Annotated in this window: 13 protein-coding genes; 1 reads left to right on the top strand and 12 read right to left on the bottom strand. The window is 40.9% G+C overall.

Features of this window, described 5'->3' with window-relative positions; genetic code table 11:
• Window positions 1–125 precede the first annotated feature (125 nt).
• From fucO to C8U37_RS08515, 6 genes are all read right to left on the bottom strand, one after another.
• Entirely contained in the window at window positions 126–1277 is a 1152-nt protein-coding gene (fucO, locus tag C8U37_RS08545; RefSeq protein WP_108032821.1) for a lactaldehyde reductase, read from the bottom strand.
• A gap of 76 nt (window positions 1278–1353) precedes the next feature.
• Window positions 1354–2160 carry a rhamnulose-1-phosphate aldolase gene (gene rhaD, locus C8U37_RS08540; protein WP_108032820.1) on the bottom strand — a complete coding sequence of 269 codons (807 nt, stop codon included), beginning with the start codon at window positions 2158–2160 and terminating at the stop codon, window positions 1354–1356.
• 221 nt (window positions 2161–2381) lie between these two features.
• A complete protein-coding gene (locus C8U37_RS08530; protein WP_108032818.1) occupies window positions 2382–3728 on the bottom strand; it encodes a PTS galactitol transporter subunit IIC in 1347 nt (448 codons plus the stop codon).
• 2 nt (window positions 3729–3730) lie between these two features.
• The gene (locus C8U37_RS08525) at window positions 3731–4012 is read right to left on the bottom strand and encodes a PTS sugar transporter subunit IIB (RefSeq protein ID WP_108032817.1); all 282 of its coding nucleotides are present in this window, start codon (window positions 4010–4012) and stop codon (window positions 3731–3733) included.
• Window positions 4013–4031: 19 nt separating this feature from the next.
• Entirely contained in the window at window positions 4032–4493 is a 462-nt protein-coding gene (locus tag C8U37_RS08520) for a PTS sugar transporter subunit IIA (protein ID WP_108032816.1), read from the bottom strand.
• Window positions 4456–5346, bottom strand: a complete 891-nt coding sequence (locus C8U37_RS08515) for a PRD domain-containing protein (RefSeq protein WP_108032815.1) — start codon at window positions 5344–5346, stop codon at window positions 4456–4458. The genes C8U37_RS08520 and C8U37_RS08515 overlap by 38 nt, the downstream gene beginning before the upstream one ends.
• Before the next feature lie 285 nt (window positions 5347–5631).
• On the opposite strand from C8U37_RS08515, the gene C8U37_RS08510 reads away from it, so the two are divergent.
• On the top strand, window positions 5632–5892 hold the full coding sequence (locus C8U37_RS08510; protein WP_108032814.1) for a hypothetical protein: 261 nt from the start codon (window positions 5632–5634) through the stop codon (window positions 5890–5892).
• Between the two features lie 371 nt (window positions 5893–6263).
• On the opposite strand, the gene C8U37_RS08505 is transcribed toward C8U37_RS08510, so the two are convergent.
• The 6 genes from C8U37_RS08505 to C8U37_RS08485 form a co-directional block, all read right to left on the bottom strand.
• Entirely contained in the window at window positions 6264–10058 is a 3795-nt protein-coding gene (locus C8U37_RS08505) for a hypothetical protein (protein WP_108032813.1), read from the bottom strand.
• 298 nt (window positions 10059–10356) lie between these two features.
• Entirely contained in the window at window positions 10357–11175 is an 819-nt protein-coding gene (locus C8U37_RS08500; protein ID WP_108032812.1) for a MurR/RpiR family transcriptional regulator, read from the bottom strand.
• Between the two features lie 126 nt (window positions 11176–11301).
• Window positions 11302–12423, bottom strand: a complete 1122-nt coding sequence (locus tag C8U37_RS08495) for an ATP-binding protein (RefSeq protein ID WP_245879801.1) — start codon at window positions 12421–12423, stop codon at window positions 11302–11304.
• A gap of 14 nt (window positions 12424–12437) precedes the next feature.
• Complete coding sequence (locus C8U37_RS14560; protein ID WP_245879800.1) at window positions 12438–12749, bottom strand: AlbA family DNA-binding domain-containing protein; 312 nt, start codon at window positions 12747–12749, stop codon at window positions 12438–12440.
• Between the two features lie 130 nt (window positions 12750–12879).
• Complete coding sequence (locus tag C8U37_RS08490) at window positions 12880–13614, bottom strand: DUF6577 family protein (RefSeq protein ID WP_108032811.1); 735 nt, start codon at window positions 13612–13614, stop codon at window positions 12880–12882.
• 1197 nt (window positions 13615–14811) lie between these two features.
• Window positions 14812–16161 (bottom strand): PTS galactitol transporter subunit IIC, encoded by a 1350-nt coding sequence (locus C8U37_RS08485; RefSeq protein WP_108032810.1) that lies wholly within the window; start codon window positions 16159–16161, stop codon window positions 14812–14814.
• Window positions 16162–17249 lie beyond the last annotated feature (1088 nt).

Below are 17249 nucleotides of genomic sequence, written 5' to 3'. Positions count from 1 at the left end.
TCCATCGAAAATAGGATTAAATCGCTGGCACTCCTAAAGGCTTATGAACAATGGGTTGAAGAAAAGCACAATTTTTAATTACTTGTAAAGTGGTGAATTGTTAATCTAATACAATAAACTAATTACTACATTAAATTCTGATATAATCCAATGATGTCTTCTATAGATGTATCTCTCGGATTACCAGGTGAGCATACATCACGAAAAGCATCTTCTGCAATTCGTGGAATATCCTCTGCTTTAACTCCTAACTCAGATATCGTAGCTGGGATGCCGACATCCTTACTCAAATCAGCGATAGCTCTGCACGCTACATTTCTAACATCTTCAATACTCATTGCATCTGCACCGTCGATGCCTAGTATTCGGGCGATATCTCTATATTTATCACCTGTAAAATCCTTGTTGTATTCCATCACAGTCGGCAATAAAGATGCACACGCTATACCATGCGGTATGTTATACCATGCTGATAGTGGATGGGCCATTCCGTGTACTAATCCCAAGCCAACATTCGAGAATCCCATACCTGCAATATATTGCCCCAACGCCATTTTTTCACGCGCTTCCGGATTTCCATTTACCGAATCTTTCAAAGATTTACCAATAATTTCAATAGCTTTAATATGCATCATATCAGTCATGTCCCATGCACCTTTAGTTACATACCCCTCGATTGCATGAGTCATCGCATCCATACCAGTGGAAGCACACAAACCTTTTGGCATGCCCATCATCATATCACTATCAACAAACGAAACAATTGGTATATCATGTGGATCTATGCAAACAAATTTACGGTGATTATTTTCATCTGTAATGACGTAATTGATTGTTACTTCAGCTGCCGTTCCTGATGTGGTAGGTACTGCCAAAATTGGTAAACAGGCTTTCTTTGTATCAGCCACGCCTTCTAAGCTAAGTACATCTTCAAATTCCGGATTGGTGATTATTATCCCAATTGCTTTTGCCGTATCTATTGGGGATCCACCTCCTACTGCAATAATACAGTCAGCATCCATTCTTTTTACAAATTCTACACCGTCTTTGACATTTTGAATGGTAGGATTGGGAACAATTCCATCATAAATGTCATACTCAATTTCTTCTTTATCCAGCAGTGCTGAAACTCTCGTTGCCACTCCGTACTTAATCAAATCTTTGTCAGTAATGAGAACAGCCTTTTTGAAATTGCGTTTTTTAAATTCAAGAGGAATGCTATTGATTGCCCCCTTGCCATGATAGGATGTTTCATTTAAAATCATTCTATTTGCCATTTCCCGTTACCCCTTTGCTATTTTTTTCACAATTAAGTGCACTTTAAGAAGGGAGTTGCCTCCCCCACTTAAATAATTAGTTTTTAATTATTCCTTCTTTAGGGACAATATTAAAAAACTTACAAAGCTCCAATAATTCTGAATCGTTTATTCCAGTGGTAATTCTCTTATCGAATGTGGCCATATATATTTTTGCAGCTTTATTGACTGTTTCTATTAAACCAAAGGCATCATTCAAACTACTTCCAGAGGCAAGAATGCCGTGATGAGCCCATACCACAATTCGACATTTTTTCAGTTTCTCGGCAGTTGCTAGGCCAATCGCTTCATTACCACAAACCATCCAAGGAAGGACCCCAATTCCGTCTGGGAAAACGACGATACATTCTGTAATTAAACCCCATAATGTCCTAGTGAAGGAGTCCTCATCCAAATCATGGACAAATGTCATTTCCGAAATTTCGGTTGCATGATTATGAACAATTACACGATGCGTTGGATCCACTTCTAGGCGCGCACTGTGGGATAAAAGGTGCATATAAATTTCGCTGGTTGGTTTATTGCCGTTCTGGAATCCAACTAAAATGGAATACCCATTTTTTTCAACTCTGATTATCCCAACAGTTTCAACTATATTATCCCTGACCAAGCGGAAATTACTACCTGAAGCTGTAATCATTATGTGCTTGCCGATTAAATTAATAGGAATATTCTGTAATTCAATAAATACCGGCTCATGAGAAAAATCAATTTCACTAACTTCTTCCTCTGATAAAATATAGCTGATATTTCCACCATTCTTCTCATCCCATCCCATGTTCCACATAGTGAAGGTTAATTCACCCAACTCTTTGACGGCATCATGATTTGCAAACTGTGTCATTTCAATTTAACCCCTTTTTTCTTTTAAGGTATTCAGCATGTTTTCTGTCCCAATTATTGTCAAATTTTGCAAACAATAAATCATATGCAAAATGTTTTATCAGTAACATCAAAACAAATGCAATTGCGCTAATAATCCAATTTTTAAATTGAAAACTGTAAATAAGCAGCAGTACATCCAAAAGAATTACGCTGATCCAAAATGATTTCGATTCTTTCATATCAGTCATTTTCTATAGTTGCATTGTATTTTTTCTTACTATGATACATCCAATAAAACAAACCCATCCACGCGGCTAATAAAACAATGCCGATGATATTACCGGAAAATGCGGTAGAGAATAACAATCTGATGTCTGGCCCTTCAAATGTACTCCAAGATAATAATTTGCCTTCATTTACTGTTGCTGCACCGGTTTCATTTGCTAAACGAGTAATATATGGCGCAAAATAAGTAGCTCCGTACAGGAACATCGGCGCAGAAATGACACCGTGGAATATCATTCTTCCGAGGTTTGCATCGGTCAACAGTAACGCTCCGATTACAAAGGAAAGGTTAATGATACCTGCAAACGGTAAAACGGTATTCCCTGGAAGTATAATCGCCATGATCAGTAATACAGGAATCGTAATGATAACTGCTACCCATAATTCGTTGCGTCCAGCAAGAATGGGCCAATCCAAACCAATGTATACTTCTTTTCCAGAGAATTTATTTTTCATAAAATCCGAAATTGCTTCAGAGATTGGTGATAAAGCTTGAGAGAACAATTTGGAAACCATCGGGAACAGCGTCAATGCTGTCGCTGCTTGAATTGCAAGCTGTAAAGCGCCTGAGAAACCATATCCAGCAGCTAATCCTAGCAAAAACCCAATAATAGCACCCATAACTGAATTTTCACCAAAAATACCAATTTTCTCTTTTAGTGAATCTGCATCCAAAGGTTTATTGAAGAATGGAATTTTTTTCAAGAGCTCATCTATAGGAAAAAGGATAGTAGCAATCAAAGTAACGAAATGCGGCACTGTGACACCAGGAATACCTGTTAACTTTTCAACTTCTGGTCCCCACATATCACCAGCCTTCAATTCTAAAATAATTTGGATTGAAGCAGCTACAAATCCCCAAAGAACATTTCCAGTAATATAAGAAACCATTACTGCCGTAAATATTTTGTTCCAAACATTCCACATATCAACATTCAAAGTTTTTGTTTTATTAAACATCAACAACAAAATATTTATACCAATCGTTAGCGGGAACATCAAAAATGCATATGGCCATGCCCAAGATATAGAGGCCATTCCTGGCCAGCCTCCATCTACGGCGGGCAAGCTCAATCCTGTATTTTGCGCAAGTTTCTGGGCTGCATCTCCCATAGATGTCATCATATAATTTATCAGAATCGACATTCCGGTAAATGCTATACCTAGAGTTAACGAAGAACTAAAAGCCTCAGAAAATTTCATTTTCATACTTAACCCGATAATTAACATTAATAATGGAACAAACACTGCTGCACCGAGATCATTTAGAATAAAGCTGATAATTGATTGAAGTGTTTCCATGATTACCCCTCCTTAATTAGTTTAATAATTTTTTCCAGTTCTTGTTCTTGCCCCATTCCTGTTAGGAAAGCAACACCATTAAACACAGGAATATTGAACTCCTCTTTCGACTTTACGATTGACACATACGCATCGGCATCTTTTACATAATGCTTCAATGATTTTATGTCAACAGCCTCCACTACTGCATTAACTTTTCTTTCCTTCAGTAATTTAGCAAGTTTTGATGCAACCGTTTGAGAAGTGGCAACCCCTGATCCGCAAGCTACAATAATTTTTTTCATGATAATTTCCTCCAATTTTTTATATAGAATTATTAATTAAATCAATAATTGATTCCTTAGTGTTTACTGACCGATACTTCCTTACAAATTCTGAGTCTGCAAAACATGACATCAAATCAGATAATAATCCAACTTGATTTTTCGGTTCTTTAATACCTAAAATCAAAATATCTTTTACTGGTACAACAACATCATCCGTTCCCATCTGATAAAAATCAATGTCTTCAACTAGTCTTTTAATTGCTACGAATGGCTTTTTAATGTGAACAACATCCGTATGCGGGATGGCTACTGCAAATCCATCCAATTGTAATCCAGTTGGATAAATATTTTCCCGTGCAATAATCGCCTCTCTGAAACTATTCTCTACATATCCTTTTTCCACTAATTCACTGGATATCCTTTCAAAAAAATCAATTTTATCATGGGATTGAATATCAAGTTCAATCAACTCTTCCTTGAACAACTCTTGAAAACTCATTATTACATCCACCTCCACTTTTCATAATCCTCACTAAATGCAACAGCAAATAAAAATCTTCTGAATTACCAAATTTCATATCGTGTTCCAGATAAAGCATCGTCTTTAATTTCTCAAGTATTGCTTTTTCAAATGGGAACATTTCAAAAGACAAATCGTAAATTTTCTTAAACGCTTCTTCTTCAATATTGGAATCCTTTAACTTTCCAGTTAAGTTTCTGATAATAAAATATCTTAGATGAACTACGAATCTTGAGAACTCGATCGTTTCACGATTCAAATCTCTGTTCATTTCACCCTCTAATAATTCGATTGTTTCGTTTAAAATATTACTTAGTTCAACAACATTATTGACCTGGCCAGTTTCTAACAAGCCATTCACAAAGTGCAAAGTGAAAAATGATACTTCTGCCATAGGTAAATTCAAATTATATTTATCCTGCAAAAACTTGATTGACCATTCTGCGGCTTGATGCTCGTTAGAAAATAAATATTTAAGTTCATAATGAAAAGGTTCAGGAATATCAATCTGATCTTGATACTTTGCTTCAAGATATTGAATATGGCTGGCTAAAGATAATATAAAATTTCCGCTAAATTCTTTATTTAAAAATTTTTCTGCTTGCTCAGCAATTTCTTCTGCCATCTGAATACATTGTTCATCTACATTTTCGTAATAACCTGTCCATTCACTCTTTTCGGGAGCCATTTTATAAACTTTAGTGATTAGGTCTTCTGAAACTTTATCCCCCTTCTTCTTACCAAACCCGATTCCCTTTCCGACAACAATGCATTCTTTACCTGCGTCATTCACTAGTAAAGCATTCTGATTCAGTGACTGAACAACATTCAACTATTATCCCTCCCAACAAAAAAGGCACAACTGAACAGCACTAAAAAAGCGCTACTCAATTATGCCTGATTTAACAGTTACACTCGTATTTAATTTTGTTATCGTTTACATCCACTATGTTACGCTATGTAAAAAAAATAGTCAACAATTTTTTCAAATATTTTATTTTGTTAAAATCAACGAGGCTGGTATCGCTTGTAATAGCCACTCAATATCAATATATTTTTTATTTTAAAAAAAAATCTTTCTAATGCTACCGTGTCGCAGGAGGGGAGTCAGGAAAGCATGCTGGAAGCCATGGATAGGTTTATTGGCTGTGCGGACAAAATCTTGCTTGGCAACGCGGGGCTGCAGGGCCAGCTAGTGCAGTATGCCTCCTATCTGCTGAACGCGGCCGGAATGGCGACACGCTACTTCACTGACGATTCGTTTAGACTGCGGAATTTATTGGATTTTGGCGAGAGCGGTGCTATCCTCTACTTTTCAGTGCAACAGGACGAGGAGCTAGCTCTGAATAAACTTTGTGCAGCGAAGGCGCTGGGCTAACGTATTCTGGTCGTGTCGAACTACGAAAAGGTGCAGGTGCACAAGATCGCCGACGATATCCTCACGTACCACGTGCCGGTGCGAGACAATTGTTTTACTTCGCAAGTTCCGGTGTTGTATTATGCCGAGGCGTTCGCACGGAGGTTTGGAGAAGTTCATTTGCGGTAGGCTGCCAAATCATCTTATAATATCTTCAAAAAGCACAAAGAACCTGAATAGTGACAATAATTTTACTTGTCACTATTCAGGCTTATGCATTTATGCGTTATTTTTTTGAATACTTTCAAATAGGAATCAGTAATAAAAGATTGGAATAAAAACTAAAAATATTTTCCCTAATTCTACAAATGTAGATTTTGAGATTACTTCGCTTAATCAAAATACCATTCATCCGTGTCCCTCAAATTTTTTGAACTCCAGTTATAGTGATCTCTCAGGCGTCTAAGAATTGATGCTGTCTCAGGAAAGTCAATCCTTATCGTGTTAGCATCACAATTATATTTATTGGCTATATTTTCTTCTGCAGCTTCTACACTACCCCAATTCGCCACCATACCTTGTTGGTTAATTTTCCCAGTAATAAAATTAGGTACAAGGAACTCAGATATATTTGAATCATGCATGTTCTCTTCAAAAAAATCTCTAATTACTTGATGAGGAAAAATATCGTCATCCCCATTTGGTGAGTAACTTAACAGTGTTCCTAAACTCCAAAGAGTTTCTTTAACATACATTTTTTCTTGCGCAACAGAAACCACATTTTTTACCCAATTATTAAAAGTGTCTTTGTCTATGTTCTCCTTATTGCATCCAGGAATAGTTGTTATTTTATTCAGCATCCTATAAAAAGAACTTCTATTTTTTTCTCCGGCCGTGTTATTGGAATATGCATTTTCAATAATTTGAACGTATACTTCCGGTTCCCTCCCAATCCATTCATTTATGCATTGTGGATAGAAATCATACGACAAAATATCATTGAAATATAATTCTAAAGCACCAATTATTTCAATATCCTTGTACTTATTTTGACTAATCTTGTGAAAAATATTCTGAATATTATTCGGAACAATCGTTTTGACGTCAAGGTAAGTAGTTCTTTTTTCATCTGATAAATAAATTCTTAGTGATACTAACAGAAATAAAAGTGTCTCGTAATTGTTATATGTTGAGTAAGCACTTGAATTGATTGCCTCAATTACACGCCCATGTTCTACCAACTTTAATAAGTAGTATTTAGCCTCTTGTTCATCGAAATGACTTACTGATACTATTGGTGATTTTCTCCAATAATATTCTAGTATGTCTTTTCTTTTTGATTCTAGTTCTACCCACAATATCATGTTAGGTGCTGCTTGACTTAATATTTCAGCTTCTTGTTTCCATTCTATGTTTTCAGCACGCTTTAACGTTTCAAACATGAGCTCCAAACCATCTTTATTCAGTGAATAAATTATACCTCTGAATAAATTTAGATTAAACCGAGATATTTTCAATAAAAAATCTACGTCAAATTTACCTGCCAAAACTACTTCTGAGATTATTCTTGAAAATCCAGAAGCATCTTCAATATACTTACAATACTCTATTATGGCACCTATTCCACCATCTGAAAATATTTTTGAGATTGCGATTTCCCTCTCAGCATGTATGCTCTTGTCGTCCTTTTCCATATCAAAATCAATTTTGTTTGAATAAGGTATAGGATTATTAATTGGCGGAGAGTACTCACATAAGTACAGATATTTTAATACCCCACTTGGTTCTACTTCAGGTAATATTTCTTCTAGAAACTTGATAATTTCGATTGGTAATAGCCACTTAGCATCACTATATTTTTTATTCTTAAAAATAGTTTTTCTAATGCATGTTGCCAATATTGCTCTTTGCTTATCTGGAATCCCATTAATATTCTCTTTCACTAAATTCTTTATTGTTGATTCATAATCATGATAGAAAAAGTCTAAATTCTCAAATATTACTTTTAAAGCATTCGTGTCCTTGCCAACTTTAACATTATTAAAGAATACAGCTACAATTTTATCTCTATAATCTTTTATCTCTGCATATGTTAATGATCTAACTTCAGAAGGATCATTGAACTCAATCCATTCAGGTTTACTAATAGTCAACACAAATGAATGTTCTCTTGAGGAAATCATATTTTCTACAAGCTTTAACCCCACCTGAGGATACTCTCGAATAATTTTACCCAATAATCTTGTCAAATCATCTTTATTTAACGCTGTCTGGGGGAAAAAAAAGTAAAATACTTGGTTCAAACTAGAATCCGGTGTATTGCCACTTGGCAATGGTAATTTTTTGTGAGCTAATCTAGTTAATATTAATATTGCATCAACAGCATATTCTTCAATCCAAACAAGTCTTTCTATTCCCCAAATAATATGATGATAGACATTTCCTGAGAAAATGCTATTATTCTCTCCCACCTTAAATAGCTCCCAAAACTCACTTTTTAAATTATTCATTTCTTTTTTCAATATATCAATCATCGTCTTAGGGGAAGCTTCGGTAATCAAAGGGAAAAATTCTGCGATTGAGAGCCATTGTTTTTCCGTAATAACATTGTTCATAACATCTCTTAATAATACAGTTACAAAAGTATCAGTTGATCCGATAGAAGTCTCTAAAAATTTTGTATCTCTTTCTTTTAAGAAAATTAGAGAAATTAGCAAGCCTTCAATAAGTTGCTTTGAATACCTATCCTGTTTGCCAATAATATTTGCCATGAGCCTTTGTTCTTTTGGCAAATCGTATTTTGGTATGGTTTCTGAAAATATTAACATTATTACTTCTCGTAAATTCTCAATATCTTTTCTTTTAATCTTATCTCCTAAAAACAACCACATGTCTTGAATTGACACTACTCGATATACTTTCCCAGTATTGACCACTGGGAAATCTTCGATTCTTGTCCAATCATCAAGCTTTGATAGAAATTTTTCATTTGATACATTGGTCAACATTTCGAGTATTGTCAGATCTCCTTTTGAGTCTATGTTTATATAATTGAGTAACATAAGGGGAATTAAATATTCAACTTCACTACCTAACGTTGAGAGCCAGCCTGGTTGTTTGATAATAGGATTTGTCGATAAATTCCGATACAAAGGTAAAAAACACCTTTTCGTTTCCTTTTCTAAACTAAATATAATATCCGAAGAAACACCTAATTCTAAGAGGGATTTCTGAAATTGATCATGCTTAAACCTGTATATCTCAACTCCTTCAAACTTGTCTGATACGTTTGCAAGAGGGATAAATTTACTAATAGGTATTATTGCATTCACATAGTCGGGGCAGGAAATATTCTCATCAACTGAGAAAGTTGGAACTAAAATAATGTCTTTATTTTGCATTGAAATAACTTTTCCCCATGTTTTGCTGTCCGAAACTAATATAACTTTTTGGAGAACATCTATGTCAAAACTATTCATTGCCGCTATTAAAAAAAACGTTGCTTCCATGGCAGATTCAGCCTTGATAAAGAAAAATCCTCTACCATTTGTTGAAATCCACTTCTCTATTTTTTTTACTTCTGCATCTCTGTTATTTATGAAAAATTGGTATGTCAAATTTGGGCTTGTGTTGCCTATCTTTTCATCCCAAAATTTTTCAGCTGTTGAAACGCCATGAATATTACAATTCATGATTTCCATCAACCAAACTGAAACACCTGGATGATTATCAATCCACATACACAATGTTTGAGCATCGATTATTTTAATTTCTTTCCAATTATATAATTTAGCGGTGCAAGTGATCTTTTTCGGAATAGAAGTTCGATGATTCCAGATTTTTGACGATACAAATATGAACGCTGTTTTTTCTATATCCAATCCATCAGAGTTCTCAGATCTTTTTTTTATGTCTTCATCAAATTTCCCTTGAATGTCTCCGTTTGTCCCAAATTCAAATACTGATGTTCCTGCTGGAAAAAAATTGGTAGCTTCATCCACTACCAAATAACCATCATAGCCTGGATATTGAATTCCTTTACCATATGGAAAATGAAAGTTCTTAATTTTGTTTGAACTACTAAGCACCAATCTGGCAACAAGTTCAGGTAATATTTCTTGTGCTCGCCTACTGTGATCTTTACTCCAACTATCTAATTTTTCAGGTGTAATTTTATCAAAAATCATTTCCTAACCTCCAAGACAAAAAATTCCACTTAATTTTACTTGCTCAAAGTTAAATCATTGGTCCCATAGTGATCTTATGAACGCTTAAATTCTACTTCGAATAGAATGAATTCAGGAGAATCCTGCATTATTATTCAACTAAATAACCTTGCATGAATATTGCAGACGAATCTGATCGCAATACTCATTACACAATTTAACGATACCATTGTATTTTGTCACATTGCCAAAAAATATTTCTCATTCCCAAACTAGAAGAACTCAAAAACAGGACTTCCGTCGTCTAGAAGTCCTGTTTTTATGCGTTCTGTTGCTTTCTTTCGTACAACATGTTCGCCAATATTTCAATCAGTGCGGTGGCAGGCACTTGCGAAGTCGTATCGAGGTGCTCCTCCAACCCCTTATAGGACAAATAGTACGGCAAAGTGACGTCAGCATATTTCGACAGCAGACTGTTCTCGCTGACTGTGACGGCGATGCAGGGACAGCCACCCTTTTTGAATGATTCGACCATCCTGATTGTCTCCCCCTTTTCGCCGGAAACAGAGAAGGCGAGCACGACCGTATTATTCTTCGGGAATTCGACGCTATAGTAAGGATCATCGAGACAAAGGGAAAACTTCTTCAGTGTCGACAGGCAACGCGCAGCATAGCGGGCCGTAATCCCTGAGTTACCAATCCCGATGCAGATGATCTGCGCATCCCCCGACAATATATCCAAGGCTTTTCCCAGTCTGGCTTTGTAGAGTGGTTGTTCGAATTTCTGGATGCAATCGATGATTTCCGAGACGTTGTTGTTCGGCACATTCGACTGGTTTTTCAGCGTATCCTTCAGCGTGAATTTCAGTTCTTTGTAGCCGGAGAAGCCGCACTTCTGGCAGAACCGGAGAATCGAAGCCGTCGAAACGCCCGCATGTTCGGCCAGCTCGCGGATCGTCATGTAGACGATGATCGCTTCGTTCTGCGAAATGCATTCATAGATTTTGAAGTCCGTAGGGTTGAAATTACGGATCGTTTCTGCGTTGAAGATGGTGATTACCCCTTGCTGTTTGTTGAGTTTCAGCTGTTTTCGTATGCCGTCTTTGGGATTTAAACCTTCATGATTGTAAAAAGACAATTAGAGTTGCTACTGATTTTAGCATATGGCGTTGGGAAAATATCTATCATACTCTACATTACTCTACATTACTCTACATTACTCTACATTACTCTACATTACTCTACATTACTCTACATTTCATTATTATGATTTAGGTACGATGTTTTCTAAGGAATAGTACTGTGTAGGGTCTTTAGGGGTTGTTCCATGCCATACAACCAGCTTTTTCTCTAAAAGTTTTCTTAATAAGATTCTGCTGTACCCTGTACTTTTTCCTAGCAGCTCAGCTGTTTCTTTGACAGTGATTGTTTCATTATTGTACAAATAAGCAACAACTGTCGTCTCAGCTCGGTCCAAGATATCAAAATTAAGATTTCCCATATACTCATCTAACCTATCTGTATCCCTTAGATGACGAGAAGTAACGCTGTTTTCCAAAACAAGCAACACAGAATTTTTGTTAGGTTCACTATATTTAGGGTCATTCAGAAACGACAGTTGCATTTCATCATAAATTCTGTTTACACCTTCATTCAATTCTTTGACCCAGCCAAACTCAGATAAAGTACGTGCAATTCTTGGATTACGAGCATATCTTGTATGTCTCATACTTTCTATAGTAACCACGTTAGGCAAAGCCCCTGGACTAAAAATTTCTAATCTATCATCATACATGCTTATCCTGACATAATCACCTTTGAAAGAGTAGTCTCTGTGCGTCAACGCATTTACGATACCTTCAAACCAAGCAAATTCAGGATATTCGGGAATCACAGCAAATTTCCCGTCCTCTTTTAAGTATTGAAATTCACGTAGTTGTGACTTGACATCTTTCGTTATTTTCTCAATCAATGTTGGAATCGGTCCCTCATAGTCAAATTCCTTGATGATATTTAAACGCTTGCCAGTCTCACTCTTTTTACCATCATACCTTAAAAACCGGATTCTCGAATTTGGTAAATGCAAGAATGTGTTCTTCCCAAAAAGCAGCATTCCCGCATTTGTAAGGTGCCCATTTTTCATTAATCCTCGCCCATTTAATATAGTTTCGGTAGGAATTGCTTCAGCTTGTTTTAATGATTTATATGCAGCCATTATTCCTTCGTCAATATCTGAAAGGCAACTGTCAATGATTTCTAAATCCTCAAACATTCTTTGACCTTTATCAAATTCTAAATTAGTAATCTGATTATGCGTTAATCTGACACTTTTGTCTCCGATACGTAGAAAGACTTCATCGTTTGAAGCGAATATAACAAAATTCACACTCGGTTCCACCTCTACTCTATGATCAACAATTTATCTTGTATCCCAGATTCGTTAATAACATCAATTTCTTTATATTCATACACTGGATTGGGTTTAGTCATCGTATTGATTGCTAAAATAAATTCATCTGGGCTACTGGCTCCTTGAAAGTCAAAACCTGTTATTTCACCGTTATCTTCTATTCCGATAACCAAGTTACCACCATCTGCATTCGCAAACGCAACGATATGTTTTATGATATCTCTGGGTTTTATTCGTGCGCTTTTGCGATCGAAATACTGATTTTCTTTATGCTTTATAAATCTTTCCAGTTCATTGTCCACAGATAAGGATCTCCTCATTTTCAAATATTTTAAATCATTTTATCACAAGAACAGGCCTGTAAAATATATTTTTGTTCTGTTTGTACCTATTCTTGATAGACCTGCTTCACTAATCAAATAATCAGGAATCTTATATTTCTCTTTCCATTAATCCAAAGGGAATCAGTTTCTGTTCAATGCGTCTTTTCCTGGCATACCGCAGCAAGGTTGAGTGGTTGACATTGTATTTCTCACGGGCATTTGTGATGACGGTTTTCACATCGGATTCACTCACCGGCAATATGAGGGGGTCATTGATGATGAGATCGACCAACAGTTTTTCCAACTTAGGCAGGTGGTAATTGCCTTCTACTCGATTCAGAGGAGCATCTACATACAGGCGATTGACGATGATATTTTCCTCACGAGGCGATATGTAGAGGTCGTAAATCCCTTTATCCGGACTAATATAGACATTCGGGTACTGTTCTTTCACAAAATGAAAAACGGAATTCAACGCGTCTGCGTCCACTTCCAGAATGATATTTCGCGACTGGTACACATGCTCCGTGAGATCCGCCAGCCATTCCGTAGGGTATATGGAAAAATTGACATAAGGATACTTTGCTTGGATCGTTTGAGCAAGATTCTGCATCTTTTCAGTCTGCTCCGGCTGGAACGCTTTTTTCCCTTGCAAAGCATACATTCCTCTTTTCGGAGTGTAAATGACGTTTGCTTGCTTCAAATGATAAATACGCCAACGCAAGGTAGTAGCTTTAATATCCGGTTCAAAAGTCCGATAAAATTCCAGAAGTTGTTGAGTGGATACTAGTTGATTCTGTTTAAGGAAGCTTACCAATTCAGATAGTTTCAGTGCAGAAGACATAGCGGCTCTTCCTCCCATCTAATATTTGGGTCAAAACTCACAATTGACCCATTTGTTTGATTTCATTATAACCCAACAATTGGGTCAAAACAACATTTTGACCCAATTGTTGGGTTCGGTATTTTGGGGTGGTTTCGGTTTTCTCCGGTGAACGGGGCTCTCACCGGAGTTGCGGTTACCGGTAATTGTTTTCCTCCAGTTAGCGGTTGTTGGCCGGAGCTGGGCGCGGGATCGGCGGCTGTCCTCCGACGAACGAGCGCTCGGCGGAGGTGGTAATGTCGTGCGCTCGTCTGCTCCGGCGAAGCGGGTCCCCGCCGGAGATCAGGTCGAGGCGCGCTGTTCTCCGGTGAACGGGGCTCTCACCGGAGTTGCGGTTCCCGGTAATTGTTTTCCTCCGATGAGCGAATGCTGGCCGGAGCTGGGCGCGGGATCGCAGGCTGTTCTCCGACGAACGAGCGCTCGGCGGAGGTGGTAATGTCGTGCGCTCGCCTGCTCCGGCGAAGCGGGTCCCCGCCGGAGATCAGGTCGAGGCGCGCTGTTCTCCGGTGAACGGGCCTCTCACCGGAGTTGCGGTTACCGGTAATTGTTTTCCTCCGACTAGCGCATGCTGGCCGGAGCTGGGCGCGAGAGCGGCGGCTGTTCTCCGACGAACGAGCGCTCGGCGGAGGTGGGAACGTCGTGCGCTCGTCTGCTCCGGCGAAGCGGGTCCCCGCCGGAGATCAGGTGGTGGCGCGGGGTTCTCCGGTGAACGGGCCTCTCACCGGAGTTGCGGTTCCCGGTATCCGTTTTTCTCCGATGAAGGAATGCTGGCCGGAGCTGAGTGCGAGATCGGAGGCTGTCCTTCGACGAACCGGCGCTCGTCGGAGATGAGAATATCGTGCGCGCGCCAGCTCCGGCGAAGCGGGTTCTCGTCGGAGATCAGGTCGTGGCGCGCTGTTCTCCGGTGAACGGGTCTCTCACCGGAGTTGCGGTTCCCGGTAATCGTTTTCCTCCAATGAAGGAATGTTGGCCGGAGCTCAGGGCTGGTTAGCGCGCTCTTCTCCGGGGAGCGGGGCCTTGTCGGAGGTGACGACCCATTACAAACGCCTGCTCCGGCGAAGGCACTCCTTATCGGAGAAAGCGAAAAAATCCGGCAACCGGAGCGCTGGCGTGGCGCTGGTTGTCGGATGCTCGGGCGGACACGTTTTCGCGAGCGCCCTATTCGTCATTTCCGATTGTTGCGTTGTATTTCTTCTTGCTTTGGTACAGCGTGTAAAATATGCCCAGCCAGACGATCAGCAAAATCATGTTGATGAGGCTGCCTGAAAAGGCGCTGCAGAAAAGGTAGCGGATATCCGGGCCGGCGATGGTGCTCCAGGACAGCAGTTTTCCTTCCGCGACGGTCGCCGCGCCGGTTTCGTTGGCCAGTCGGGTGATGTACGGTGCGAAGAAAGTGGCTGCGTAAAGGAACAAAGGACCGGAAAAAATGCCGTGGAATATCATTCTGCTAAGGTTCGCATCGGTCAACAGCAAGGCGCCGATCACAAAGGACAGATTGATGATGCCCGCAAATGGCAGGACGTTGTTGCCGGGCAGCACGATCGCCGTGATGAGGAATGCCGGGATCGTGATGATGACGGCTACCCAGAGTTCGTTGCGTCCGGCCAAAACGGGCCAATCCAAGCCGATGTAGACTTCTCTTCCGGAGAATTTCTTTTTCATGAAGTCCGAAATGGCTTCCGAAATCGGGGTCAAGGCTTGTGAGAACAGCTTCGAAACCATCGGGAACAGCGTCAGTGCGGTCGCTGCCTGGATCGCTAGTTGCAGAGCGCCCGCGAAACCGTATCCGGCAGCCAAGCCCAAAAGGAAGCCGATGATGGCACCCATGACTGAGTTTTCACCCAAAATGCCGATTTTGATCTTCAGTATATTCGCATCGAGTGGTTTATTGAAGAATGGGATTTTTTTCAGCAGTTCGTCGATCGGAAAGAGGATGGTGGCAATCAGCGTCACGAAATGTGGGACTGTCACGCCTGAAATTCCCGTCAATTTTTCGACTTCGGGTCCCCACATGTCGCCGGCTTTCAGTTCCAGAATGATCTGGATCGAGGCGGCCAAAAATCCCCAGCGGACGTTGCCGGTGATGTAGGAAACCATGACTGCTGTGAAGATTTTGTTCCAGACGTTCCACATGTCGACGTTCAGGGTCTTGGTTTTGTTGAACAGGAGCATCAGGATGTTGATCCCGATTGTCAACGGGAACATCAAAAATGCGTAAGGCCAGGCCCAGGATATGGAAGCCATTCCCGGCCAGCCGCCGTCTATCGCGGTCAAACTGATTCCCGTGTTATCGGCGAGTTTCTGGGCGGCATCCCCCATCGAGGCCATCATGTAATTGATGAGGATCGACATCCCGGTGAAGGCGATCCCTAATGTCAATGCGGAATGGAATGCTTCCGCAAACTTCATTTTCATGCTCAATCCGATGAGCAGCATCAAGAGCGGTACGAAGACTGCCGCGCCCAGATCGTTCAGAACGAAACTGATGGCCGATTGAAGTGTGTCCATTTTTCTCCCTCCTTGATTGGTGTCGTGTGTGCGTATCTTCTGTTTGTGCTATCTGTATTGTACTTGTGCTATCTGTATTGTATCAGAGGTTTTTTGTGCAATCTTTCCCCGTTTTGGACAAAGTTGCTAGAAGGATTGTGGGAAAGGCTCACGCCGGCTAGTTCGTTTAAGGTGGTGGCGTGCTATTCTCCGGTGAACGGGCTTCTCGACGGAGTTGGGGTTTCCGGTGATTTGATTTCCTCCTGTTACCGGCGGCTGGCCGGAGCTGGGTGCGGGAGCGGCGGTTGTTCTCCGGCGAACCGGCGCTCGTCGGAGGTGGGAACGTCGTGCGCTCGCTAGCTCCGGCGAAGCGGGTTCTCGCCGGAGATCAGGAGGTGGCGCGTTGTTCTCCGGTGAACGGGGCTCTCACCGGAGTTGCGCTTCCCGGTAATTGTCTTCCTCCGATGAGCGAATGCTGGCCGGAGCTGGATGCGGGAGCGGAGGCTGTTCTCCGACAAAACGGCGCTCGTCGGAGGTGAGGACGTCATGCGCTCGCCTGCTCCGGCGAAGCCGGTCCCCGCCGGAGAACAGGAGGTGGCGCCGTTTCCTCCGGTGAACGGGGCTCTCACCGGAGTTGCGGTTCCCGGTAATTGTTTTCCTCCGGGGAGAGTATGCTGGCCGGAGCTGGGTGCGAGGACGGAGGCTGTCCTCCGACAAAACGGCGCTCGTCGGAGGTGAGGATGTCGTGCGCTCGCCTGCTCCGGCGAAGCGGATCCCCGCCGGAGAACAGGTCGTGGCGCGCCCTTCTCCGGTGAACGGGCCTCTCACCGGAGTTGCGCTTCCCGGTAATCGTCCTTCCTCCTGTGAGCGAATGCTGGCCGGAGCTGGATGCGGGAACGGAGGCTGTTCTCCGACGAACAAGCGCTCGTCGGAGGTGAGCATGTCGTGCGCTCGCCAGCTCCGGCGAAGGGGGTCCTAGCCGGAGTACAGGAGGCGGCGCCATTTCCTCCGGTGAACGGGCCTCTCACCGGAGTTGCGGTTTCCGGTAATCTATTTCCTCCGGTGAGCGAATTCTGGCCGGAGCTGACGCAGTGGACGAGGCAGCTTCT

Source organism: Trichococcus patagoniensis, assembly GCF_003051085.1.
Taxonomy (GTDB): domain Bacteria; phylum Bacillota; class Bacilli; order Lactobacillales; family Aerococcaceae; genus Trichococcus; species Trichococcus patagoniensis.
This window is presented reverse-complemented; position numbering and strand designations above follow the sequence as displayed.

Excerpts from the sequence above, each read along its gene's own strand:
- fucO (WP_108032821.1), bottom strand. The coding sequence starts at position 1,277 with ATGGCAAATAGAATGATTTTAAATGAAACATCCTATCATGGCAAGGGG.
- rhaD (WP_108032820.1), bottom strand. The coding sequence starts at position 2,160 with ATGACACAGTTTGCAAATCATGATGCCGTCAAAGAGTTGGGTGAATTA.
- C8U37_RS08530 (WP_108032818.1), bottom strand. The coding sequence starts at position 3,728 with ATGGAAACACTTCAATCAATTATCAGCTTTATTCTAAATGATCTCGGT.
- C8U37_RS08525 (WP_108032817.1), bottom strand. The coding sequence starts at position 4,012 with ATGAAAAAAATTATTGTAGCTTGCGGATCAGGGGTTGCCACTTCTCAA.
- C8U37_RS08520 (WP_108032816.1), bottom strand. The coding sequence starts at position 4,493 with ATGAGTTTTCAAGAGTTGTTCAAGGAAGAGTTGATTGAACTTGATATT.
- C8U37_RS08510 (WP_108032814.1), top strand. The coding sequence starts at position 5,632 with ATGCTGGAAGCCATGGATAGGTTTATTGGCTGTGCGGACAAAATCTTG.
- C8U37_RS08505 (WP_108032813.1), bottom strand. The coding sequence starts at position 10,058 with ATGATTTTTGATAAAATTACACCTGAAAAATTAGATAGTTGGAGTAAA.
- C8U37_RS08490 (WP_108032811.1), bottom strand. The coding sequence starts at position 13,614 with ATGTCTTCTGCACTGAAACTATCTGAATTGGTAAGCTTCCTTAAACAG.
- C8U37_RS08485 (WP_108032810.1), bottom strand. The coding sequence starts at position 16,161 with ATGGACACACTTCAATCGGCCATCAGTTTCGTTCTGAACGATCTGGGC.